The organism is Bradyrhizobium sp. LCT2 (genome assembly GCF_009931255.1).
Classification (GTDB): Bacteria; Pseudomonadota; Alphaproteobacteria; order Rhizobiales; family Xanthobacteraceae; genus Bradyrhizobium; species Bradyrhizobium diazoefficiens.
Map to the genome: position 1 here is coordinate 4139450 of NZ_CP034432.1, position 22405 is coordinate 4161854.

The following is a 22405-nucleotide window of genomic DNA, read 5'->3' on the forward strand; positions in this document are numbered from 1 at the left end:
CCGAAGCGCGATGTGGCCACCAGCGTTCGCAGCAACCAAGTTCGGTGGGTATGGGTCCTGGCTTTCGCCAGGACGACACTGAGAGTGGCGCGACGCTATCGCCATCTCATCCCGCAGCCCGCAAAAACAAAACCGTCATAGTCTCTAACGGCTACTAACCAACGCCTGACTTAAAACTGTCATAATCGCCGAATGGAACCCGCGCCCGCGCGCTCTTTACACGCCGTTAAGTGCACCTGCATTGGATGCGCTCGGAAAGTGCGTTGGGGACTGCGATGAGTGCCGCGAAGAAGATGCCGGCAAAACCGGCCGCCGAAATGTTTGACGACATCCCGGTGCTTCAGCGCAAATGGCGCGCCGCGTTGAAGCCGGGCGAACGGCTGCCGCGCTACGAGGACGTGATGCTCGGCAGCCTCGGCCGGCTCGCCGACCATATCGCACTGCTGAAGAACGACGGTGCGCTCGAGCTATCGCGCAGCGGACGCTACGTGCAGAAATGGCTCGGCGAGGAGCGCTGGGACATCCCCGTCGCCGAGCTCTCGCCCGATTGCGCCACGGCGCTGTCGGAGGCGGCGGCGATTGCGCTTGCGAACGGACGGCCGCATCAGGTGAGCGCGCATTGCGTGCGCGACGGCATGGTCAGGACCTACGATGTGCTGGCGCTGCCGACCGCCTCGCGCTGGGGCGCGACGCTGGTCGGCGCCTATGTCAACGAGCGCGGCACGCAATACAATCTGCTGGATGCGATTTTCGCCTCGACCGACGACGCGGTGATCTCGCTGGCGACGCTGCGCGATGCCGGCGGCAAGCCGTTCGATCTCCAGATCGTGCATCACAACCAGAGCGCCGCCACGCTGCTGAAGGTCGCGAGTGCCGGCCTGCTGTGGCGCCGGATCGGCGAGGGCAACACCCTGCTGGCTGCGTTCGACATCATGGAATTCCTGCTCAAGGCCGTCCGCGGCGGCCGCGGCGAACAGCTCGAGATCGAGCACGATGGCCGGCATCTCCGGCTCAGCGCCACCGCCTTCGCCGACGTGCTCTCGCTGACGATCTCCGACGTCACCGCGTTGAAGCGGCGCGACGCCTCGTTCCGGCTGCTGTTCGACAACAACCCGATGCCGATGTGGGTGTTCGACGCCGAGACCAAGCAGTTCCTCGGCGTCAACGATGCCGCGGTCCAGCATTACGGCTACAGCCGTGCCGCCTTCCTGCACATGAAGCTGCACGAGATCTGGCCGGAGGACGAGTGGGACAGCCACGCCGAAGCGCTCGATCGTGTCGGCGACACCTATCATTCCTCGCGCAACTGGCGGCACCTGCGTGCCGACGGCAGCGAGATCGAGGTGCTCACCTTCGGCCGCCGCGTCACCTTCGACGACCGTGACGGCTATCTGGTCGCGGTGGTCGACATCACCGAACGGCGCAAGGCCGAGGCGCGCATCGCCCACATGGCGCACCACGACGGGCTCACCGACCTGCCGAACCGCGAATATTTCCAGCAGCGATTGAAGCAGGCGCTCGACCAGGCCGGCGGAAAGCGGGTCGGCGTGCTCTACATCGATCTCGACCTGTTCAAGAACATCAACGATTCCTTCGGGCATCCGGCGGGCGACCGCCTGTTGAAGGAGGTCGCCGAGCGCCTGACCACCGCGGTCCGCGGCGCCAATCTCGCAGCCCGGCTCGGCGGCGACGAGTTCGCCGTGATCCTGGCGGCCGACGTCTCGCCGAACGAGGCCAGCGCCTGCGCGACGCTGTTGATCGACATGCTGAAGGCGCCCTACGAGATCGACGGCCAGGAGATGGTGATCGGCGCCAGCATCGGAATCGCGCTGTCGCCCGGCGACGGCGTGACGTCGGAGGAGTTGATGCGCAACGCCGACATGGCGCTGTACCGGGCCAAGTCCGACGGCGGCGGCGTGCACCACTTCTTCGAGCGCGAGATGGACCTCCAGGCGCAGAAGCGCCGCGACATGGAGCTCGATCTGCGCCGCGCCTTCGCCAATGGCGAGTTCGAGCTGCACTATCAGCCGCTGGTGTCGATCGCCTCCGACCGCATCTCCGGCTTCGAGTCGTTGCTGCGCTGGCGTCACCCCGACAAGGGCATGATCTCGCCGGCGGAGTTCATTCCTGTCGCCGAGGACATCGGCCTGATCACCCAACTCGGCGAATGGGTGCTGCGCGAGGCCTGTGCCGAGGCGGTGAAATGGCCCGTCGACGTCAAGGTCGCGGTCAATCTGTCGCCGGCGCAATTCCGCAGCCGCAACCTGGTGCAGGTCGTGATCTCGGCGCTGGCGCAGTCCGGCCTGTCGCCGAAGCGGCTCGAACTGGAGATCACCGAGTCGATCTTCCTGGCCGAGACCGATGCCAATCTCGCGATCCTGCATCAGCTGCGCGAGCTCGGCGTCGGCATCTCCATGGATGATTTCGGCACCGGCTATTCCAGCCTCAGCTATCTCCGCAGCTTCCCCTTCGACAAGATCAAGATCGACCGCTCCTTCGTCAAGGATTTGGCGCAGCGGCCCGATTGCGTCGCGATCGTGCGCGCGATCTCCGGGCTCGGCCGCAGCCTCAACATCACCACGACTGCGGAGGGCGTCGAGACCGAGGACCAGCTCGACTGGCTGCGCGCCGAAGGCTGCAACGAGGTGCAGGGCTTTCTGTTCAGCGCGGCGCGGCCCGCCGCCGAGATCGAAAAGCTGCTGGCCGATTTCGGCCAGCGCGCCTCACGGGCGGCGTAACGCGGGTGGAAAGCAGTCGTAGACCAGCGCCTTGAAGGCGGGCGTGATGCGGCTGCGTTCGTTCTGGGTCTGCTGCATCATCAGGTAGACCATGTCGAGCTTGGGATCGACGCCGAAATAGGTGCCGCTGCCACTGTCCCATTTCAACTCGCCGATCGAGCCCGGGGGCGGCGGCTTCGCATTGCCGGGATCGGTGCGCACCGCAAGGCCGTAGCCATAGCCGAAGCCGTCACCCGGGAAATAGAAATAGTCGCGTCCGACGCCGGAGCCGGGACCGACGTGATCGGTCGTCATGGCCTTGAACGCGGCCGGGCTGAGGTAACGCCTCCCCTCGAACTCACCGCGGTTGAGCAGCATCTGCGAGAAGCGCTGATAGTCGTTGATGGTCGAGAGCAGGCCGCCGCCGCCGGACTGCCAATCGGGATGGTCGAGCCGGTCGCGCTCGGCGGCGAGCAGGATGTAATCGTTCGGCAGCGGCCGCGCCATCCGAGCCAGTTCGTCTTCCGTCGCGAGTGCAAACTTGGTGCTGCTCATGCCGAGCGGGTCGAGGATGCGCTGCTTCAGGAAGTCGTACAGGGTCTGGCCCGAGATGATCTCGATGATCGCGCCGAGCACGTCGGTGGAATGGCCATAGCGCCACAGCGTTCCCGGCTGCCGTGCCAGCGGCAATTTTGCGATGCGATCGGCGAATTTCCTGTTGTTGAAGGGATCCTCGAAAATGTTGGCAGCCTTGTAGGCCTGCTCGACCCATTTGCCGCCGATATAATCGTAGCTGATGCCCGAGGTGTGTCGCAGCAGATCCTCGATGTTGACGGGACGGACCGGGGGCACGAGGTCCAGCTCCAGCTTGCCGTCCGGCTCGGTGACCTCCAGTCCCACCTTGGTGCCGGCGAAGAGGGGGACGTATTTCGATGCGGGATCGGTAAGCGCAAGCTTGCCCTCGTCGATCAGCATCATCGCGCCGAGGCAGGTGATCGGCTTCGTCATCGAGTGGATGGCGAAGATCGTATCCGGCGTCATGGCGAGGCCCGTCCTGACGTCGCGCACGCCGAATGTCTTCAGATAGACCGGCTTGCCGTGCTGCTGGACCATGATCACGGCGCCCGGCAACCGGCCGCTCGTCACTTCGCTGTCGAAGAACGCCGTGATGCGGTCGAGCCCTTCGGGCGCAGGTGCAGGGATATCGGCGGCCCGGCTTCGCGCCATGGTGCCGGCGAGCAGCGCGGCTCCGACCAGAAATTCACGCCGCTTCATCTGGGCTCCCTCCCTCGCCGGGATCAAAGCCGCAAGATATTCAGGGCGTCAACATGTCATCGATCAAAATCGTGTCACGATTTCCGAAAGGAACGGTCGCGGACGGTCCTCGCTCGGCTTGGTCGGCGTGCCGATGTGGATGAAGCCGGCGAGCTTTTCGTCCGGCTTGAGGCCGAGGCCGTCGAGCACGTCGCGGTCGAACGAGAACCAGCCGGTCAGCCAGCATGCGCCGTAGCCGAGCGCGGTCGCGGCCGTGACGATGTTCATGGCGCTGGCGCCCGCCGACAGTTCCTGCTCGAAGGCCGGTACCTTCGGATGCGGCCTGGTGAAGCTGACGATGCCGATCACGAGCGGGGCATCGGTGAGCCGTTTCCGCTCGATCTCGACATCGGCCGCCGGCGCGCCCGGATTCTTCCGCGCAAAGACCTTCGCAATCACCTCGCCGGCGCGCTGGTGCGCATCGCCTTCGAAGATGATGAAGCGCCAGGGCGCGAGCTTGCCGTGATCCGGCACGCGCGCGCCGATGGTGAGGATCGTCTCGAGCTCGGCCTCCGAAGGGCCGGGCCCGGTCATCTCGCGCGGCTTGACCGAGCGGCGGGTCTTCAGGAGTTCGATGGCGTCGGGCACGGGCGTCTCTCTCATGGAACCAATTGGGCACCGCATAGCATGCGATCCTGCCGGCCACGAGACTGAACAGGCTCATTTAGACCGATTGTGATCGGGGCCTATTTGTGCCTCGTCGGCGCAGCGACAGCTGGCGTGCCCGGCATACAGTTGATGCTACCGATGCCGTTCGGGCCGTATTGTACGAAACCCGTTGCCGTCGTCGGCGAGTGCGGCGCCGAGATCGGCAGATACACATAGCAGATGGTGCCGTCGACCGGATCGCGCAAGCGCTGGACCACCGTATCCTGGAGCGGGCCGGCGAATTGCCGTTCCAATTGCATGCGCGGAAGCTTGGCCCATTCGCCCGATGGCTGGAATTGTTGCGGCGGCGGTTGTTGCGGCTGTTGCGCGACGACAGGGCGGGAGCCGAGCACGACTGCGGCCAGCACGAAGGCCGGGAAGGGAAGCTTCATCTGCGGCACCAACGTCAGAACTCGACCGCCATGCCGGCGCGGCCGATATGCTCGCTTCCACCGCCATTGGAATAGCCGCCAAACAGCACCGTCGGCGTCGTCCAGTCCAGGCGATGTGAGATGCCGATGCCCACGCCGGATTGGCCGCGATAATATCCGGCGTTCACTGCGACTGTGGTCCTGCCACGCGCCGACGGCATCAGCACCGGTGCGGCTGACACCGCGGCGACGATGCCGCGCCGGGCCTCCTGCTGGTTGGCGGCGATCTCGCTTTGCAGGCTGCCGATCTGTGACTGGAAGCCTGCGACAGCCGACTGGAGCTGGCCGACATTGACTGCATCGGTCTGGTTGACGCCGGCGGCGACATTGGTGAGGCGGCGCTCATTGCCGGCCGAGCCGAACGACACGGTGTTGGCGACGGTGTTGGTCGAGCCTGTGCCGATCGCCACTGAGTTGGCCGCGGTTGCCGAGGCATTGGTGCCCAACGCGGCCGAGTTCGAGCCCGTCGCAACCGCACCGTCGCCGAAGGCCGCGCCGCCATTGCCTGCGGAGGCTGCTGCGCCGACGGCTACCGAGCCGGTTGCCACCGCACCGGTGCCGATCGCAATCGCATTGGTGCCGGTCGAGGCGGAATTCAACCCAATTGCGATCGAGCCGGACTGGGTGGCCTGCGCATTGCCGCCGATCGCGATCGCATCGGTACCGGAGGCGTTGGCCGCTGCGCCAGCGCTGTTGACCTTGGTGTACTGAGTTGTCCCGGCGATGCCGGCCACCGTCGCACTCAGCGAGGCAACGGTCTGGTTCGTGGCGTAGAGCTGGCTGCCGTTGACGGCGTCGGTGCTGGTCGCGTCAACGGCGCCCGCGGCGACGCCAGTCACGGTGCGGTTGCCCGATGTGCCCGACACGTCGACCACGGTGCCATCCGTGCTGCTGCCGATACCGATGACCTTAGTCGACGAATTCTGCTGCACGAGGCCGATCGACCCGTTGTCGATCTGCGTCTGCAAGTTGCTGATGCTGGTCGCCGTGCTGCTTAGCGCAGCGTTCACGGCAGAGAACGCGCTGCCGACGTTGTTGTAGGAGACGCCCTGGATCATGTAGCTCGGCGCAACCATCTGTCCGCCGGCATCGAGCGTTGTGCCGAATGCTGCGGCGACCCTCTGGTTTGCAGTGTAGAGCTGGCCGCCATTGACGACATCGGTGCTGGTGGAAGACAGCGTGCCGGCGGCGACATTGACGATCCTGCGCTCTTTGCCGGCCGAGCCGATCGAGATCGTGTTTGCGACATTGGCGACGGACTTGGAACCGAGCGCAACCGCGTTGGATGCAGTCGTTTGCGCACCTTCACCGATGGCGACGCCCGAAATTGCCGCCGCTGAAACATTTGTATTGAAACCAAGAGCGGTCGAGTCCACGGCGTTGGCGCGCGCGTTCCAGCCAAATGCCGACGCAGCTGTGGCGCCCGCGACACTTGTGTAGCCGTAGGCCGAACTCCCCTGGCCGGTTGCCGCCGCGGCTTGCCCGACGGCCGTACTGTAGTCGCCATAGGCGTGCGCCGTCCGTCCGACAGCGGTTCCGGCGAGATGGGCTTGGGCGGAACTGCCGATTGCGATTGCGCCTGAATTGTCGGCAAGCGCATCCGAGCCGAGTGCGACGCTGTCCGCTCCGGTTGCCTCGGCGCTCTGCCCGATCGCCAGCGCGCTCTGCATCGTTGCCTGACTCTGCCGGCCGAACGCAATGGCGTAGTCACCACTGGCGCTCGCGGCGTAGCCAACGGCGACGGAGGCTACGCCAGTTGCTGTGCTTGAAGCGCCGAAGGCGGAGGACTGTGTCCCGCTCGCCGTGCTCGAATTACCGAAAGCCGAGGCTTGCTGGGCGGTCGCGCTGCTGTAGGAGCCGAAGGCGGAAGTCTGCGCTGCTGTCGCCTCGCTTCCGTAGCCCACCGCCGTCGAATCCGTCCCGCTGGCATTGCTCGTCGCTCCGACCGCGGTGGCGTGGCTTTGCGACGCACTACTCAGAAAACCGACCGCGACACCATAGGCTCCCGCGGCATCTGCATGGTTCCCCACCGCCGTACTGCTGGAAGCCGAAGCGGATGCAGCGTTGCCACAAGCGAATGAATCGGCAACGGGCGCGCTGCCACTGCCGGAATCGAGCAGGCAGGTTTCGGCGTAGACAGCTTCGGGAAAGACAATGAACCCGAGTGCGAACATGACAAGAGCGACGACGGCACCTGAAGCCGGCCGCCGAAACCCGGCTGCCTCGGCCTCGGCTCGCAAATTCGTATCGAGTTCACCAAACATGACCAATGTTCGCGCGGAGCCCGGTACGTCGGTATCCCCAATTCATGGGGTAGTGCTCCGGAAGTCGGGCTGGTATCGCGCTCTGAGGGCGGCCACCTTGCTGCGCAGACGCGCAGAGCGCGCCGGTAGGCGCGCCCTGTTCGTCAAGTTCAGTGGCAGGTTCTAAACGATGCCCCGTGCCCGCACGACATCGGGCGGGGTCGCTTCCTCGACCAAGGCGGCGATCGCCTCGGCGGTCGTCATCACCTTCTGGCCGTCGCTGCCGAGCCGGCGGACGGAGACCGAATGCGTCTCGGCCTCCTTCTTGCCGACCACGAGCAGTGCCGGGATCTTGGCCAGCGAGTGCTCGCGGACCTTGTAGTTGATCTTCTCGTTGCGCAGGTCGATCTCGACCCGAAGCCCCGCGCGCCGGGCCTGCTCCAGGACCTGCTTGGCGTACTCGTCGCCCTCGGAGGTGATGGTCGTGACCACGGCCTGCACCGGCGAGAGCCAGAGCGGGAAATTGCCGGCATAGTGCTCGATCAGGATGCCGATATAGCGCTCCATCGAGCCGCAGATCGCGCGATGCACCATCACCGGCGGTTTCTTGCCGCCGTCATGGTCGATGTAGAACGCACCGAACCGCTCCGGCAGGTTGAAGTCCACCTGCGTGGTGCCGCACTGCCAGTCGCGGCCGATGGCGTCGCGCAGCACGTATTCGAACTTCGGCCCGTAGAACGCGCCTTCGCCCGGGTTGATCTCGGTCTTGATGTGGTTGTTCTGCGACTGGATCTCGCGCAGCACCGTCGCCATCACGCGCTCGGCGTGATCCCACATCGCATCCGTGCCGACGCGCTTGTCGGGTCGGGTCGACAGTTTCACGGTGAGATCGCCGGTGAAGCCGAAATCCGCGTAAGTCGACAGGATGAGATCGTTGATCTTCAGGCATTCCTCGGCGAGCTGGTCCTCGGTGCAGAAGATGTGCGCATCGTCCTGGGTGAAGCCGCGCACGCGCATCAGGCCGTGCATGGCGCCGGATGGCTCATAGCGATGCACCACGCCGAACTCGGCGAGCCGCAAGGGCAGGTCGCGGTAGCTCTTCAGGCCGTGCTTGAAGATCTGCACATGGCCCGGGCAGTTCATCGGTTTCAGAGCGAACCAGCGCTTGTCCTCGGCCTCGTCGCCGGCCGACTGCGCCGCGAACATGTTTTCGCGGTACCAGCCCCAATGGCCCGAGGTCTCCCACAAAACCTTGTCGAGGATCTGCGGCGCATTGACCTCGCTGTAGTCGCCGGTCAGGCGGCGGCGCATATAGGCGATCAGCTGCTGGAAGATGGTCCAGCCCTTCGGATGCCAGAACACGACGCCCGGACCTTCCTCCTGGAAATGGAAGAGGTCGAGCTCGCGCCCGAGCTTGCGATGGTCGCGTTTCTCGGCCTCCTCGATCTGCTTGAGGTAGGCGTCGAGATCCTCCTGCTTGGCGAAGGCGGTGCCGTAGATGCGGGTCAGCATCGGGTTGTTGGAATCGCCGCGCCAATAGGCGCCGGCCACCTTCATCAGCTTGAAGGCATTGCCGACCTTGCCGGTCGAGGTCATGTGCGGGCCGCGGCACAGATCGAACCAGTCGCCCTGGTAGTAGATCTTGATCGGCTCGTTGCCGGGAATGGCGTCGACCAGCTCGACCTTGAACGCCTCGCCCTTGTCGCGGAACACCTGCTTGGTCTTTTCGCGATCCCAAACCTCTTTCGTGAAGGGTTTGTCGCGCGCGATGATCTCGCGCATCTTCTTCTCGATCGCGGCAAAGTCTTCCGGCGTGAACGGCTCGTTGCGGAAGAAGTCGTAATAGAAGCCGTTCTCGATCACCGGACCGATGGTGACCTGGGTGCCCGGCCACAGCGTCTGCACGGCTTCGGCGAGCACGTGCGCGCAGTCGTGGCGGATCAGCTCCAGCGCGCGCGGATCGTCGCGGTTGATCAGCTCGATCTTGGCATCGGCTTCGATGGGATCGTCGAGGTCGGCGACCACGCCGTCGAGCGCCATCGCGACCGTGCGCTTGGCCAGCGACGGCGAGATGCCCTTGGCGATCTCGAGGCCGGTGATGCTCTTGTCGTATTCGCGCCGGGCGCCGTCGGGGAAGGTGAGGGTGACTTTGGCTGCGGGGGTCACGGGCTTCAGATTCGAGAGGCTGTACTGGAAGCCGGATTCGGATTTGGGCTGGTCGGTCATTGCTTTTCTCCTGAAGCTCACTCCTGCGAACGAGCGCAGGTAAGCGGGAACGAGCGATATATCAGGCGATTCGGCCTGCGCAATCCGGCATTTCCAAGAAAGTGGCACGCAAAAGCTGCGGCCTTGCACCAACTATTTCGGGCAGCGGCCTTTAACAGGCGGCAAGCCGGCTCTACATGCAGTTGCATGCAAAAATCCCCCGCCGCCGGCCGTTTCGCGCCAACCGCCCTCATGCTCGGCAATCTCGTCACCGGCTGCTCGGTGCTGGCGCCGGCGGGGATGCTGCCGGAATTGTCGGCGGGGCTCGGCATCAGCATTCACGCGGCCGGGCTCCTGATCACCTTCGGCGCGATCACGCTGTGCATCGGTTCGCCGCTGACGGCCTGGCTCACGAGCCGCATCGAACGGCGGACGCTGCTTGCGACCACGCTGGCGGTGCTCGCCTTCGGCAATCTCGCCTCGGCGTTCGCGCCCGACTATGCGAGCCTCCTCGTCATCCGCCTGGTGATGCTCGCGGTCGGCGCGCTCTATACGCCGCAGGCGGCCGGCACGGCGGCGCTGATCGTGCCGGCGGAGCGGCGCGGCAGCAAGATTGCCTATATCTTTCTCGGCTGGTCGCTGGCGGCCGCCGTCGGCCTGCCGCTGATCACCTTCATGGCCAGCCGCTACGGCTGGCGCGCGGCCTATGGCGGGATCGGCGCGCTCGGCTGCATCAGCTTCTTGTTGTTGCTGCTGCGCCTGCCTGCCGGACTGAAGGGCACGCCGGTGGACCTGAAGACCTGGAGCGCGGTCGGCCGCGACAGGACGGTTCTGCTGCTGCTTGCGATCACCATGCTGCAAATGTCCGGGCAGTTCGTGGTGTTCACCTTCATGGGCCCGCTGCTCAAGAAGCTGACCGGGGCGGGGCCGGACGCAATCGGAATGGTGTTCGGCATCTACGGCCTCTGCGGTTTCCTCGGCGTCGTGATCGCGACCCGCATCGTCGATACCTGGGGTCCCTATCGTACCTCGCTGCTGTTCACCTGCCTGCTGCTTGCGGGCATTGCGGGCTGGGCGCTCGGCGCCGGCACGTTCGTCCTGATGGCAGGTGCCGTCGCGATCTGGGGCCTCGGCTTTGCCTCGACCAATTCGATGCAGCAGGTGCGGCTGGTCGCGACCGCGCCGCCGCTTGCGTCCGCCACCGTCGCGCTCAACACCTCCGTCCTCTATATCGGCCAGGCGGTCGGCTCCGCCATCGGCGGGCTGCTGTTCGCCCGCGAGCTCCTGCACCCGCTCGGCTTCGTTGCGGTCGGCTTCGTCGTGCTGGCGCTGGTGCTGGTGATCCTGACCCGGCCCGGGCCGGCTGCTGCCGCCTGAACCGGCGTTTTCGTGCGTGCAAGGTGCTTGGCAAACCGCGCGCGGGAGCGCTAGAAGGCCGGTCATGGGGACCAAAGAGAGTTGACTGAGATGAGGATGATTCTGGCGGTTGCCGCGGTGCTCTATTCAGCCTCCGCGTTTGCGCAAGCCGACAAGCCACCGATGGTGGGGGACAAGCCCTTGGTGCAGGTCAAGCCCAAGGGGACCAAAACGGGGACCAAGGAGGCAGCGGCCAAGCCGGCCGCAGCGCCGAAGGGCAAGCCGCAATCGATCGCCGCACGGCTCCAGGCCTGCCTCGATCTCGATGACGGCACCAAGGACCGCCTCAATTGCTACGACGCGGTGATCCCGCCGGCGCCGAAGCCGAAGCCGGCGAAGGCCAAGGGCTACGCCGATTGCCGTTTCTTCAAGGAAGAGGACGAGCGGCTGGCCTGCTTCAACGGTTTTGCCGAGAGCATTCCGAAGCTGCCCAAGACCTAAGGTCAAGACGCCGGACGGCTAGTCGCTGATCCGGCTCAGCACAGCCCTGAAGGCAACGCCCGGCGCTTGCAGCGCGTTGCCTTCGAATTCCGCCGCGTCGCCGTCCTCGCGGCCGGTGAGCGTCAGCGTGATCCGGTCGATGCCGAACAGCCCCTTGAAGGACGGGTCGTCGTTGTAGCGCTGGGTCGAGATCTTGACCTTGATCGCGTCGCCTTCGCCCGTATAGGTGCCCATGAAGGCGAAGGCGGAATTGCCGCCGCGCATTTTGCCATCCACCACATAGACGACACCGCACCCGGTTCCGTGAACCGTGTGGAAGTCGACCTTGTACAGTCCCTGACGCACGACCTGTCCCCGCAGAAATTCCAAATCCAACTTGGCCGGCAAACTATGATCGTTGCCAGCGGAAACAATCCGGTGGCTCACGGGGATGTCGGCCATCAACATCACATTTTGATCATGGCTTGAGAGAATTGCAGGCAGCGCACGGAAATACCGGCTGGCGCAATATCGGGACTATCGGTTCGATGCCGATGGAGTGGTCGCCGCCACGCGCGTCAGCGCCAGCGCCGGTGTCGCCGACATCTTCACCAGCACGTCCTTGAGCGGATACTGCGTCCACGCGCGGTTCACGTAGTCGCGATGGGTGATGCCGTCGCCGGTTTCGACGAACACCACGCTGCCGGGACGCAACGGGCCGTCCATGTCCTCGGAGACGCTGATGCCCTTCTGCCTGAGCATGCTCATCAGCTCGCGGTCGCGCCGCGCCGTGTAGTGAGTGTACGAGCTGACGAAGAAGCCCGAGCGGTGGCTCGCGATCCAGGAGGCGAACTTGTCCATTTCGCCATAGACGGCGTCGAGCAGCACGACGCCGCGGACGCGGTCGCTGATGCCCCCGACCTCGAGGCTCCAGGCCGTCGGCAGGAAGCCGCCGCTATAGCCGACGATGACGATCGGCATGTTGGCGAACGCGCGCGCGCTGTTGGGATCGCCGGTGAGGCGGGCGAGGTGGCTGGCCGATTCATCCATGAAGCGCTTGAGGCCGCCCGCCTGCCAGAATTTTCCGGCGCTGGAATCGGCGGCGTCGAGGGCCATCTGCGGCGCAAGCAGGATGGCATTGGCGCCGGAATCGGTGATCTGCTGCGGCACCAGCTGCCGGTCGCGCACATCGCGCTCGAGCGTCGCGCCATTGCCGTGGAAGAACACCACGATCACGCCCGGCTTGCGGGCGTCGAAATGCTCGGGGACGTGCACCAGCACGCGGCTGTCGCTGTAGGTCTCGTCCTGCCAGTAGACGCGCCCCGAATAGCTGCGGTGGCCGCGGCGGTCACCCTTGGAGATGTTGAGGAACGGCGCGTCGGAGGCAGGGTTGTTGCCGAAATAGGGGAAGGCCGACGACTTCATGCTGACGAGCGTCGTCAGGTCTTCGCGGGGCGGACGCTGGTAGGGCGCCTGCGGTGCGAGCGAAGCGACCTTGTAGGGTGCCTGCTCCGGCTGCGGCTGCTGCTGTACGGCGCGCTTGGGCGAGAAGTCCGACATCTGCCGATGCAGGAAGCTCTCGCCCACCGAGGGGAAGCGCTCCTTGAACTGCGGGGCAGGGAAGCGATCCTCGAACGTGTCGCCGCTCGCAACTTGCGGATTGGTCTTGGCGACGACCTGGACATTGGCCTGCGAGTTGGCTGCGAGCGCCGTCGGATTCGGCGCTTGGCCGCATTGAACCAGCGTGAGCGACAGCGGCACCAAGGCTGAGATCAGGCCGATCCGGAGCGCACGACCGCGCCGATCGGACGGCGTCCGATCGGCACGAATGTCAGCTCTCGTTTTCGGAACGGCCCCGACCATCCACCCATGACCCCAAGTCATGACCACAAGCCCAGCGGCAATCTTGAGATAATTGAGCCGACTGGCGTTTAGGTGACGTTAAGTGTCCGGAGAAACTTCCCCACATCCGGAACGCTCAAAAGGACCACGCAATCGTGTCGCGATTGTGGGGATCGGAAACGGGATTCTCCGGTGTTTGCGCAGCTTTATCGCCCATGACCGTGCTAAGAAGGTGCCTTGATACCTATTTCCCTTGCCTCATTTAACCCTTGTTAACCCTGCTTGAATTGACTGGATCAAACTGCACGATGCTTCCCACGAGACGTGAGGCCTGAGGTTAAGGACCCCGATGACGGCATCAGATGCGGGTACTGCGCCCTGGACTGGCCGGTTGACCGGAAGAGGGGCGGGCGTCTCCGTTCTGGTCGCAACCGCCATCGTCGTTGCCGACATGATCGGGGTCGGCGTCTTCACCAGCCTCGGCTTCCAGGTCAAGGACATCCCGTCCGGCTTCTCGATTCTGCTGCTGTGGAGCGTCGGCGGCATCGTCGCACTGTGCGGGGTGTTCTCCTACAGCGAGCTCGGCGCGATGTTTCCGCGCTCGAGCGGCGAATACAATTTCCTCGGCCGTGCCTATCATCCCGCCTTCGGCTTTCTCGCCGGCTGGGTCTCGGCGACGGTCGGCTTTGCCGCGCCGGTTGCACTCGCCGCGATGGCCTTCGGCGAATATGCCAAGTCGGTCGTCCCCGACCTGCCGCCGATCCCGCTCGCCATCGGCGTGGTGTGGCTGGTCTCGCTCGTGCAACTGACCGGCGTCAGGCACTCCTCGACCTTCCAGCTGATCTCGACCATCCTGAAGGTCGTGCTGATCGTCGCCTTCCTGGTCGCCGGCTTCATCATCGGCGTGCCGCAGCCGATCGCCTTCACGCCGCAGCCGGGCGACCTCGCGCACATCGTCAGCGCGCCCTTCGCGATCGGCCTCGTCTTCGTGATGTACTCGTTCTCGGGCTGGAATGCGGCGACCTATATCATCGGCGAGATGAACATGCCGCAGCAGAACCTGCCGCGCGCGCTGCTCGCGGGCACGCTGATCGTGCTCGTGCTGTATGTCACATTGAATGCGGTGTTTCTCTACTCCACGCCGGTCGGCGCGCTCGCCGGCCAGCTCGATGTCGCCAGTGTCGCCGGCAGCGCCATCTTCGGCAGCCTCGGCGGCCGGATCGTCGGCGCCATGATCTGCGTCGGCCTGATCTCCTCGATCAGCGCGATGATGTGGATCGGTCCGCGCGTGATGATGACGATGGGGGAGGACATTCCGGCGCTGCGCGTGTTCTCGCGCAAGTCGACGAGCGGCGCGCCGGCCTATGCCATCCTGTTTCAGCTCGCGGTCGCGACCCTGCTGCTGTTCACGCGCAGTTTCGAGGCGGTGCTCGACTTCATCCAGTTCGCGCTCTTGTTCTGCTCGTTCTTCACGGTCGCCGGCGTGATCAAGCTGCGCATCACCGACCCTGACCTGCCGCGGCCCTATCGCGCCTGGGGATACCCCTTCACCCCCCTCGTTTTCCTGCTCGTGACCGCGTTCATGATGTACTACCTCTTGACCGAGCGGCCGGTGCAGTCGCTGTCGGGGATGCTCGTCATGCTCTCGGGCCTGTTGATTTATGCTGTTTTCCGCAGGCGGCCGGTCGCCGCTGGCACGTCACACAATCGCGAATAGACATGTTTCGACCCTTGAGAATTGCGGCTGTCGCTGTTGCCCTCGTGGCTGCGGCCGTCTCGTCCGTGCGGGCCGCCGACGTCACCTTCGACGACACCGCGCGCTTCCTTGCGGGCATGCAGCCATCGGCGGACTCGCCGCTGGTGGCGCTGACCAGAGACCCGTCCTGGCAGCATCACGCAAAATTCTTCGACGGCGCCTTTGCCCAGCTCGAGCAGCGGCAACTCTCGAAGATCCGCACCTGGTCCGACGTCAACCTGGCCGCGCCCAGGCCGACCATGTTCTACATGTTCAGCGGCCCGGACTTCCTCTACGCCGACGCCTTCTATTCCAAGGCCAGCACCTACGTGCTCGGTGCGCTGGAGCCGGTTGGCGCCGTGCCCGACCTGACGCGGCTGCCGCGAGGCTCGGTCGGCGCCGCGCTCTACAATGTCGAACGCTCGCTCGGCTCGATCCTGAGCTTCTCCTTCTTTATCACCAAGCAGATGAAGGTCGACCTGCACGCCAACCAGGTCAACGGCACCTTGCCGATCCTCTATGTCTTCCTCGCGCGCTCCGGCAAGACCATCCGCAACGTCGAGATGATTGCGCTCGACGACAAGGGCGGGATTCACGCGGGCAACGACAATCCGGGACCGAACGCGACGCGCGGCGTCCGCATCACCTTCGCCGGCAGCGATGGCGAAGTGCGCACGCTGTATTATTTCTCCACCGATCTCTCCAATCCCGGCGCGCGCGCGGCTGGATTCCTGAAGTTCTGCGAGACGCTCGGGCCCGGCAACAGCCTGCTCAAGAGCGCGTCCTATCTCTTGCACTCTGGCAACTTCACCGTCGTCCGCGACTGGCTACTGGCCAACAGCGCCACCATCATCCAGGACGATTCCGGCATTCCGCTCGCGAACTACAATGCGCGGCAATGGCGGTTCTTCCCGTTCGGCCGCTACCTCGGACCGATCGCCGAATTCCCCGGCCGTTACCAGGAGCGCTATGCCGAACTGTTCGCGCGGGCCCAGCCGATCGATTTCGGCGTCGGTTATCGCTGGCGCACGCATGAATCGAATCTGCTGCTGTCGGTGAAGGTGCCGGGAAGCGACACCGCGCCGGGGGCGGAGACCACCTCGTCCGCTGAACCGACGCCAAAGCCACCGCGCCCGAAGCGGCCGCGTCCGCCCGAATCCGTCCCGCCGTCCGGGCGTTTCTTCTGGTTCCGCTAGGCTATTTGCCGAAGTCCGGGGTTACGTCGTCGCGTTCTGAGCGACAACGACCAGAACCTCCGCCTTCTGCCGGCCGAGGCTCCGGACCTCGTGCGGCGTCTCGCCCGAAAAATACAGACAATCGCCCTTGCCGAGGACGAGCTCTTCGCCGTCGAGCTTGATCGCAATTTTCCCGTTGATCACGAAGAGCAGCTCCTCGCCGGCATGCGAGGCGCGCGTCGTCGATTTGTGCGGCGGGCTGAGGAGGAACGGCTCCATCATCTTGCGGGTGCGGCCGGTTGCCAGCGGCACCACGCCAAAGGTGTCCTGGAACAGCGGGACATTGCCGCCTTCGCGGCGGAACAGCGTGTAGCGCGGCGCGGGCTCGGCGTTCGGGTCGAAGAAGTTCGCGACGTTGACCTCGAGGGCGGCGGCCATCCGCAGCAGCGCGGCGAGCGAGGGGATCTTGAGGTTGCGCTCGACCAGCGAAATGTAGCCGCGCGTGAGATCGCTCTGCCTGGCAAGCTGGTCCAGCGTCAGGCCCTTGGCAATCCGCGCCTGGCGGATATTGGCCCCGACCGCTGTCGCTTTGCTGACGTCAAGCACGCATGAGTCTCCTGAACTGCTGATGCTTCTTTTGCATCAGATGCTGCCGAACTGCCAGCCCGGTGGCGCGCGCAGGGCAGTTCCGGGGGACGTGCAGGTGTATTCCAAAGGAAAACTATCGCGCAGAAATTTCGAGCAGCGCCGCGGATATTGTGGGCAGGCGAGCTGGTATATCGCGAAAGTCAGCCGAATAATGGTGCAATTGATGCGCTCTGCCGCGATCGGCGGCATTTGCCGCATTCCGTGCCGTTGATTTCCATTAGTAAACATGATCGATTTTACCGCCGCGGCTGCCGATGGGCTCCGGGACAGAACCAACTGCTTTTCCCAGGCGCCGGTACCTTTTGGAGAGATCGATGACCGTGGCAGACGACGTAACCCTGAGCGTAGCGCCGGACGAGGCGGCGAGCTTGCGACGGATCGTGTGGTCGAGCGTGATCGGCACCGCGGTCGAATGGTACGATTTCCTCATCTACGGCACGGCGACCGCGCTGGTGTTCAACAAGGTCTTCTTCGCGGCCGGCAATCCCACGCTCGCCACCATCGCCGCCTTCGGCACCTACGCGGTCGGCTTTTTGGCGCGGCCGCTGGGCGCTGCGATCTTCGGTCATTACGGCGACCGGGTCGGCCGCAAGGCGATGCTCGCGATCACGATCATGGTGATGGGCATCGGCACCTTCCTGATCGGCTTGCTTCCGACCTATCAGCAGATCGGCATCGCCGCGCCGCTGCTCCTGATCGGCCTGCGTTTCCTCCAGGGCATCGGCCTCGGCGGCGAGTGGGGCGGGGCGGTGCTGATGGTGGTGGAGAACTGCCCGACCCACCGCCGCGGCCTGCTCGGCAGCATGGTGCAGGTCGGCAATCCCATCGGCAATCTCGCCGCGATCGGCATGTTTGCGCTGGTGGCGAGCCTGCCGGAAAGCGACTTCATGGCTTACGGCTGGCGCATTCCGTTCCTGATCTCGATCCTCCTGGTCGGCGTCGGGCTCTACATCCGCCTCAACATGGAAGAGACCGCGGCCTTCCGTCAGGTCCAGGCCAAGAAGGACGTCGCAAGCATGCCGCTGGTCGAGATCTTCAGGCATCACCGCAGGCCGTTCTTCACCGCGGTTGGTCTGAAGATCTCCGAGATCGCCTATGCCAGCATCGGCGGGGTGTTCGTGATGTCCTACGCCACGGCCAATCTCGGCCTGTCGCGCACGGTAGTGCTGAACGGCGCGTTCGCCGCATCGCTGGTCGCGCTGCTCGCCATTCCCTTGTTCGGCTGGCTGTCCGACCTCGTCGGCCGCAAGACGATGTTCTATGCGAGCTGCCTGTTCTCGGCGCTGTTTGCCTTTCCGCTGTTCTGGCTGCTCAACACCCGCGATCCCGCCGTCGTCATCTGCACCATCGTGGTCGCGATCACCTTCGGCCAGATGGTGATGTTCGGCATCGGCGCGCCCTGGTACTCCGAGCTGTTCTCCGCGCGGCTGCGTTACAGCGGCGCCTCGCTCGGATTTCAGGTCGGCGCGGCCCTGAGCGGTGGGTTGACGCCGCTGATCGCGGCGTCGCTGATGGCCTGGAGCGGCGGCGCAACCTGGCCGGTCTCGCTGCTGCTGATCGCCTGCGCGGCCATCACGGCAACTGCGACCACGTTCGCGCCGGAAATGGCGAACAAGGAACTGACCTGATCCCGCGGCGCGCCGCTGCCGGCGGCGCGCCAACGCCTCTCACAAGGATTTTGTCATGCTCGACACCATCAGCGCCGGCTCGGCGCAGACGACAGCGCAGCTCGGCTGGACCGGCGTGGTGCGTTTCCTCCATCTTGCCCCGCGTGCGTTCCTGCCGATGCGCGCAGCGGAAACGATCACGCTCGTCGCAGGCCGGGGGATCGAGGGCGACCGCTACATGATCGGCAACGAGGAGGGGTTTTATTCGCACAAGCCCGAAGAGGGCCGGCAGGTCACCCTGTTCGAGCTCGAGACGCTGGTCGCGCTCAAGCGTGACGCCGGCATCGAGCTTGGCCCGGAGGAGCATCGGCGCAACGTCACGGTCGAAGGCGTGCCGCTAAACCATCTGGTCGGCCGCCGCTTCTGGCTCGGGGAAACCCTGCTGGAAGCAACCCGGCTGTCGGTGCCGTGCCGGCATATCGAGGAGATCACCGGCAAGGCGATCTTCGATCCCCTCATCAATCGCTCCGGCCTGAACTGCAAGATCCTGCAAAGCGGCATCGTCAAGGTCGGCGATACCGTGCGGAACGCGGCATGAAGGTGCGTCCGATTACGACGATCAAGACGATCGTCACCGGCATCGAGGAGGCGGGGGCAGGCACAAAACTGTTCACGCTGGCCGACCCCGATCGCTGGGAGCTGCCGCCCTTCAAGCCCGGCGCGCATATCGACCTGCATCTGCCGAACGGACTTGTCCGCACCTACTCACTGTGCAACGAGCCCGCCGACAATGCGCGCTATGTTGTTGCGGTCAAGCGTGAGGCTGATGGGCGTGGCGGTTCGCGCGCGCTTCACGATGAGGTCGGTATTGGCGACGTGATCGGCGTCTCGTTGCCGCGCGGCGGGCTCGATCCCGGTGCAGGCATTGCGCGCCATGTGTTCATCGCGGGCGGCATCGGCGTGACGCCGTTCCTGTCGATGGCGCGGCACCTCGTGCAGACGGGCGATGCCGGCTTCGTGCTGCATCTGATCGTGCGCGAGGAGGTGCCGCTCGCCGCGCATCTCGCGCCACTGATCGAAGCGGGCCGTGTCGTCGTGCATTGCACGTCCCGGGCCGGGCGTCCTGATCTCGCTGCGCTCATCGGGGAGGGCGGGGCGGACACGCTGGTCGCCTGTTGCGGGCCGGAAGGCATGGCTGAGGATTTCGAGCAGGTCACCGCAGGCTGGCCAGCCGCCAATGTCCATATCGAGCGCTTCATCGCGCCGCCGCCGGTCATCGATCCCGACACAAAGCCCTTCACGCTGTCACTGGCGCGCTCGGGCGCCGAGATCCAGGTCCGCGCCGGCCAGACCATGCTGGCCGCGTTGCAGGAAGGAGGCATCGACATCGCAACCTCCTGCTGCGGGGGCATCTGCGGCGCCTGCAAGGTCGAATGGATCGAGGGCAAGCCCGTGCACCGCGACCGCATCCTGTCGCCATATGAGCGCGAGCGCTATCTCATGGTTTGCGTCGCCGGATCAGACGCGGAGCGGCTGGTGCTGGATCTCTGAGCTACCAGTGCACACTCTGGCTCGGCACGATGAACGCCGTGTTGCTGGGCGGCGTGGCCAAGCTCGTCGCCAGATACCAGCCGGAGCCGAGCACGAGCGCCAGCAGGGCGACCATGGCGAGCACATCGATTGTTCTTGGATCGTGCCCCCTTGGACTGAATTTGGGATGCGGACCAAGTCTGAAGTGAAGATGAGGGCTGATTTTCCAGCGCATTGTTGTTTCCTCCCGCGGGAGCATCAAAACAACGCGAGGAGAAAGTTCCGGTTCCACTCCGGGCAGCGATGCGCAAAGCACCGCAACAAACTTAGGGTGCGTTGACGCCGCGCCAGCGGCCGTAGCGCCAGGGCAGATACCAGCGTGCGTCTTGCGGCGCGGCGAGGGGCACGTTGTCGATGCCCGACGTGCCGAACGGATTGCAGCGAAGCAGGCGCGCGAGCGTCATCCAGCCACCGGCCCAGAGCCCGAAACGTTCGATCGCCTCGTCGCCGTAGACGGAGCACGTCGGCAAATGCCGGCAGTTGTAGCCGACCAGCGGCGAGAGTGTATGGCGGTAGAGCCAGATCAGCGCGCGACCGAATCTGCGCGGGAGGCGAAGCGCGCCCTCGACGGGAGTGGAACAATGCTCGCAGGCTGAATGCTTCATGTGCGCTTTGCTGCGACGTTAAGCGAGGTGTTGCGCGGTTCCCGAGCAGGGAACAGCAAGCTGTTGTTTGCGCGCCATATTTTACGTGCTTTTTGGGAGCAGTGCAGCAAGTACCTGTGGACGATCTGTATTCCCCCGGATACCATTTTTATGACGCCCGCGTGTAGAAACATACGCCTGTATGATGGACTCAGAGGGCGCTACCGGGGATTGTTGGGGGACCTTTGGGGCTTGGGGAAGGAACCAGATTGAGACTTCTGAACTCCCTTGATCGTCGCGGCTGGTTGGTGCTTGGGGCCGCCGCATTCGGCATCGCCCTGACCGGAGCTGTCGCTACGACCGGCACCAAGGCTCACGCCGGCGCGGCCCTCGAAGAGCGCAAGCTGCCGATGAAGTTCAGCTGGGTCGCCTGCGAGCCGAACTGCCGCGGCTGGGTCAGTGCGGTTGGCATCATCACCGCCGATACGCCCAAGGACTTTGAGGAGTTTTCGCGCGGGCGCCAGCTCGGCGGCGCCACTGTCGTGCTCGATTCCAGCGGCGGTTCCGTCAACGACGCGATCACGCTCGGCAGGCGCTTCCGCAATCTCGGGCTTTTGACCACGGTCGGCATCAGCGTTCAGAACCGCGGCGGGCAGTCGGCCCGTCCGGCGGTCGCGCCCGAGGCCTATTGCGAATCCATGTGCGTGTTCCTGCTGCTGGCCGGCAAGAAGCGCTACGTGCCGGACGCCGCCCATGTCCGCGTCCACCAGATCTGGATGGGCGATCGCGCCGACGATGCCAAGGCGGCGAGCTACAGCGCGCAGGACCTGATGATCGTGGAACGCGACATCGGCCGGCTCGCCAAATACACCTTCGACATGGGCGGCGCCGGCGATCTTTTGTCGCTCGCGCTCAGCGTCCCGCCCTGGGAAGATCTGCATGAGCTGGACACCGGAGAGCTCAAGCTCACCAATCTCGTGACGACGGATCTGGTGGCCGACGTGCTGCCGCATGTGGACGTCACAGCGCCGGCCATGGCGGAGCTGGCGCCGAAGACGCAGGCCAGGTTCGGTGTGGAACCGGAGCAGCCGGCCAAGTCGACCAAGACGGCGGAAGCCGTGGTGCCGACGGGTGGGGTGGCGACGCCGAGCGCGGCCTCGCCGAAGTAGGATCTTAAATCTTGGCAGTCATTCCGGGGCGCGCGTAGCGCGAACCCGGAATCTCGCGCTGTAATCTCCGGATTCCGGGATCGTCGCTTTGCGACGCCCCGGAATGACGCGGGCGGTTCAGCCCGGCGCCGTTGCCGGCTGCTTCGCCTTGGCCTCGATCTGACCGATGGCATCGACGACGGCATCGAAGGTCAGGAGCGTCGAGGCATGTCGTGCCTTGTAGTCGCGCACCGGCTCGAGGAACTTGATCTCTTCCCATTTGCCTTCAGGAGGCGCGCCGTTCTCCTTGAGCATCTTGCGAACGGTTTCGCGTAACTCACGGAGTTCGCTCGCAGTCGAGCCGACGACGTGACTTGCCATGATGGATGAGGAGGCCTGTCCGAGCGCACAGGCCTTCACGTCATGGGCGAAGTCGGTGACGGTGTCGCCGTCCATCTTGAGATCGACCTTCACGGTCGAGCCGCACAATTTGGAGTGGGCAGTCGCGGTGGCATCGGGGGCGGACAGCCGCCCGAGGCGCGGAATATTCCCGGCCAACTCGATGATCCGCTTGTTATAAATGTCGTTCAGCATGTGATGGAGTCCAACACTTCCGCACCGGATCGGCCTTGGCGGGCGCCGTCCAGGGTCCTATATAGGGTCGGAACGGGTGGAAAAACAG

The 22405-nt window shown here is 64.9% G+C and carries 21 protein-coding genes; 9 read left to right on the forward strand and 12 right to left on the reverse strand.

The window, feature by feature from the left end:
* Positions 1–275: 275 nt before the first annotated feature.
* A complete protein-coding gene (locus EI171_RS19860; RefSeq protein ID WP_161534467.1) occupies positions 276–2738 on the forward strand; it encodes a bifunctional diguanylate cyclase/phosphodiesterase in 2463 nt (820 codons plus the stop codon).
* Here the strand turns inward: EI171_RS19860 and EI171_RS19865 are convergent.
* The 5 genes from EI171_RS19865 to thrS all read right to left on the reverse strand — a co-directional run bounded on the left by EI171_RS19865 (position 2724) and on the right by thrS (position 9579).
* Positions 2724–3992, reverse strand: a complete 1269-nt coding sequence (locus EI171_RS19865; RefSeq protein WP_097532345.1) for a serine hydrolase — start codon at positions 3990–3992, stop codon at positions 2724–2726. The two genes, EI171_RS19860 and EI171_RS19865, sit on opposite strands and share 15 nt — an antisense overlap.
* A 63-nt stretch (positions 3993–4055) precedes the next feature.
* The gene (locus EI171_RS19870; RefSeq protein WP_161534468.1) at positions 4056–4619 is read right to left on the reverse strand and encodes a nitroreductase; all 564 of its coding nucleotides are present in this window, start codon (positions 4617–4619) and stop codon (positions 4056–4058) included.
* 98 nt (positions 4620–4717) lie between these two features.
* Positions 4718–5071, reverse strand: coding sequence for a hypothetical protein (locus tag EI171_RS19875; RefSeq protein WP_161534469.1), 354 nt, complete (start codon positions 5069–5071; stop codon positions 4718–4720).
* 14 nt (positions 5072–5085) lie between these two features.
* Positions 5086–7140, reverse strand: coding sequence for a YadA family autotransporter adhesin (locus EI171_RS19880; RefSeq protein ID WP_161534470.1), 2055 nt, complete (start codon positions 7138–7140; stop codon positions 5086–5088).
* Positions 7141–7536: 396 nt separating this feature from the next.
* Positions 7537–9579, reverse strand: coding sequence for a threonine--tRNA ligase (gene thrS / locus EI171_RS19885; protein WP_049832605.1), 2043 nt, complete (start codon positions 9577–9579; stop codon positions 7537–7539).
* A gap of 186 nt (positions 9580–9765) precedes the next feature.
* Between thrS and EI171_RS19890 the strand changes: the two genes are divergently transcribed.
* Entirely contained in the window at positions 9766–10935 is a 1170-nt protein-coding gene (locus EI171_RS19890; RefSeq protein WP_161534471.1) for an MFS transporter, read from the forward strand.
* 90 nt (positions 10936–11025) lie between these two features.
* Complete coding sequence (locus tag EI171_RS19895; protein WP_161534472.1) at positions 11026–11415, forward strand: hypothetical protein; 390 nt, start codon at positions 11026–11028, stop codon at positions 11413–11415.
* Positions 11416–11433: 18 nt separating this feature from the next.
* Here the strand turns inward: EI171_RS19895 and EI171_RS19900 are convergent, their stop codons facing one another.
* Positions 11434–11856 carry a GrlR family regulatory protein gene (locus EI171_RS19900; protein ID WP_231166515.1) on the reverse strand — a complete coding sequence of 141 codons (423 nt, stop codon included), beginning with the start codon at positions 11854–11856 and terminating at the stop codon, positions 11434–11436.
* A gap of 75 nt (positions 11857–11931) precedes the next feature.
* Positions 11932–13257, reverse strand: a complete 1326-nt coding sequence (locus tag EI171_RS19905; protein ID WP_161534473.1) for an alpha/beta hydrolase — start codon at positions 13255–13257, stop codon at positions 11932–11934.
* A 328-nt stretch (positions 13258–13585) separates the two neighbouring features.
* Between EI171_RS19905 and EI171_RS19910 the strand changes: the two genes are divergently transcribed.
* Both EI171_RS19910 and EI171_RS19915 read left to right on the forward strand, forming a co-directional pair.
* Positions 13586–14953, forward strand: a complete 1368-nt coding sequence (locus EI171_RS19910) for an APC family permease (protein WP_161534474.1) — start codon at positions 13586–13588, stop codon at positions 14951–14953.
* Positions 14954–14955: 2 nt separating this feature from the next.
* Positions 14956–16167, forward strand: coding sequence for a hypothetical protein (locus tag EI171_RS19915; protein WP_202633167.1), 1212 nt, complete (start codon positions 14956–14958; stop codon positions 16165–16167).
* Positions 16168–16188: 21 nt separating this feature from the next.
* Here the strand turns inward: EI171_RS19915 and EI171_RS19920 are convergent, their stop codons facing one another.
* Positions 16189–16752 (reverse strand): helix-turn-helix domain-containing protein, encoded by a 564-nt coding sequence (locus EI171_RS19920; protein WP_161534475.1) that lies wholly within the window; start codon positions 16750–16752, stop codon positions 16189–16191.
* A 36-nt stretch (positions 16753–16788) separates the two neighbouring features.
* Positions 16789–16983 (reverse strand): hypothetical protein, encoded by a 195-nt coding sequence (locus EI171_RS19925; protein ID WP_161534476.1) that lies wholly within the window; start codon positions 16981–16983, stop codon positions 16789–16791.
* Between the two features lie 125 nt (positions 16984–17108).
* On the opposite strand from EI171_RS19925, the gene EI171_RS19930 reads away from it, so the two are divergent.
* Genes EI171_RS19930 through EI171_RS19940 form a run of 3 tightly spaced genes read left to right on the forward strand, consistent with a single transcriptional unit; the run spans position 17109 to position 19952 of the window.
* Positions 17109–18422: an MFS transporter gene (locus EI171_RS19930; protein ID WP_011088277.1), complete on the forward strand. Its 1314-nt coding sequence runs from the start codon at positions 17109–17111 to the stop codon at positions 18420–18422.
* Positions 18423–18477: 55 nt separating this feature from the next.
* Positions 18478–18999, forward strand: a complete 522-nt coding sequence (locus tag EI171_RS19935; RefSeq protein ID WP_161534477.1) for an MOSC domain-containing protein — start codon at positions 18478–18480, stop codon at positions 18997–18999.
* Entirely contained in the window at positions 18996–19952 is a 957-nt protein-coding gene (locus tag EI171_RS19940) for a PDR/VanB family oxidoreductase (protein ID WP_161534478.1), read from the forward strand. The genes EI171_RS19935 and EI171_RS19940 overlap by 4 nt, the downstream gene beginning before the upstream one ends.
* Position 19953: 1 nt before the next feature.
* Here the strand turns inward: EI171_RS19940 and EI171_RS19945 are convergent, their stop codons facing one another.
* Together EI171_RS19945 and yidD are read right to left on the reverse strand one after the other, a co-directional pair.
* Entirely contained in the window at positions 19954–20166 is a 213-nt protein-coding gene (locus EI171_RS19945) for a hypothetical protein (RefSeq protein ID WP_038967523.1), read from the reverse strand.
* A gap of 91 nt (positions 20167–20257) precedes the next feature.
* Positions 20258–20596, reverse strand: a complete 339-nt coding sequence (yidD, locus tag EI171_RS19950; RefSeq protein ID WP_011088273.1) for a membrane protein insertion efficiency factor YidD — start codon at positions 20594–20596, stop codon at positions 20258–20260.
* 248 nt (positions 20597–20844) lie between these two features.
* Here yidD and EI171_RS19955 point away from each other — a divergent pair, with 248 nt between their 5' ends.
* Positions 20845–21744 (forward strand): hypothetical protein, encoded by a 900-nt coding sequence (locus tag EI171_RS19955; protein ID WP_028175874.1) that lies wholly within the window; start codon positions 20845–20847, stop codon positions 21742–21744.
* Between the two features lie 117 nt (positions 21745–21861).
* Here the strand turns inward: EI171_RS19955 and EI171_RS19960 are convergent, their stop codons facing one another.
* Entirely contained in the window at positions 21862–22317 is a 456-nt protein-coding gene (locus tag EI171_RS19960; RefSeq protein ID WP_161534479.1) for an iron-sulfur cluster assembly scaffold protein, read from the reverse strand.
* Positions 22318–22405: the final 88 nt, after the last annotated feature.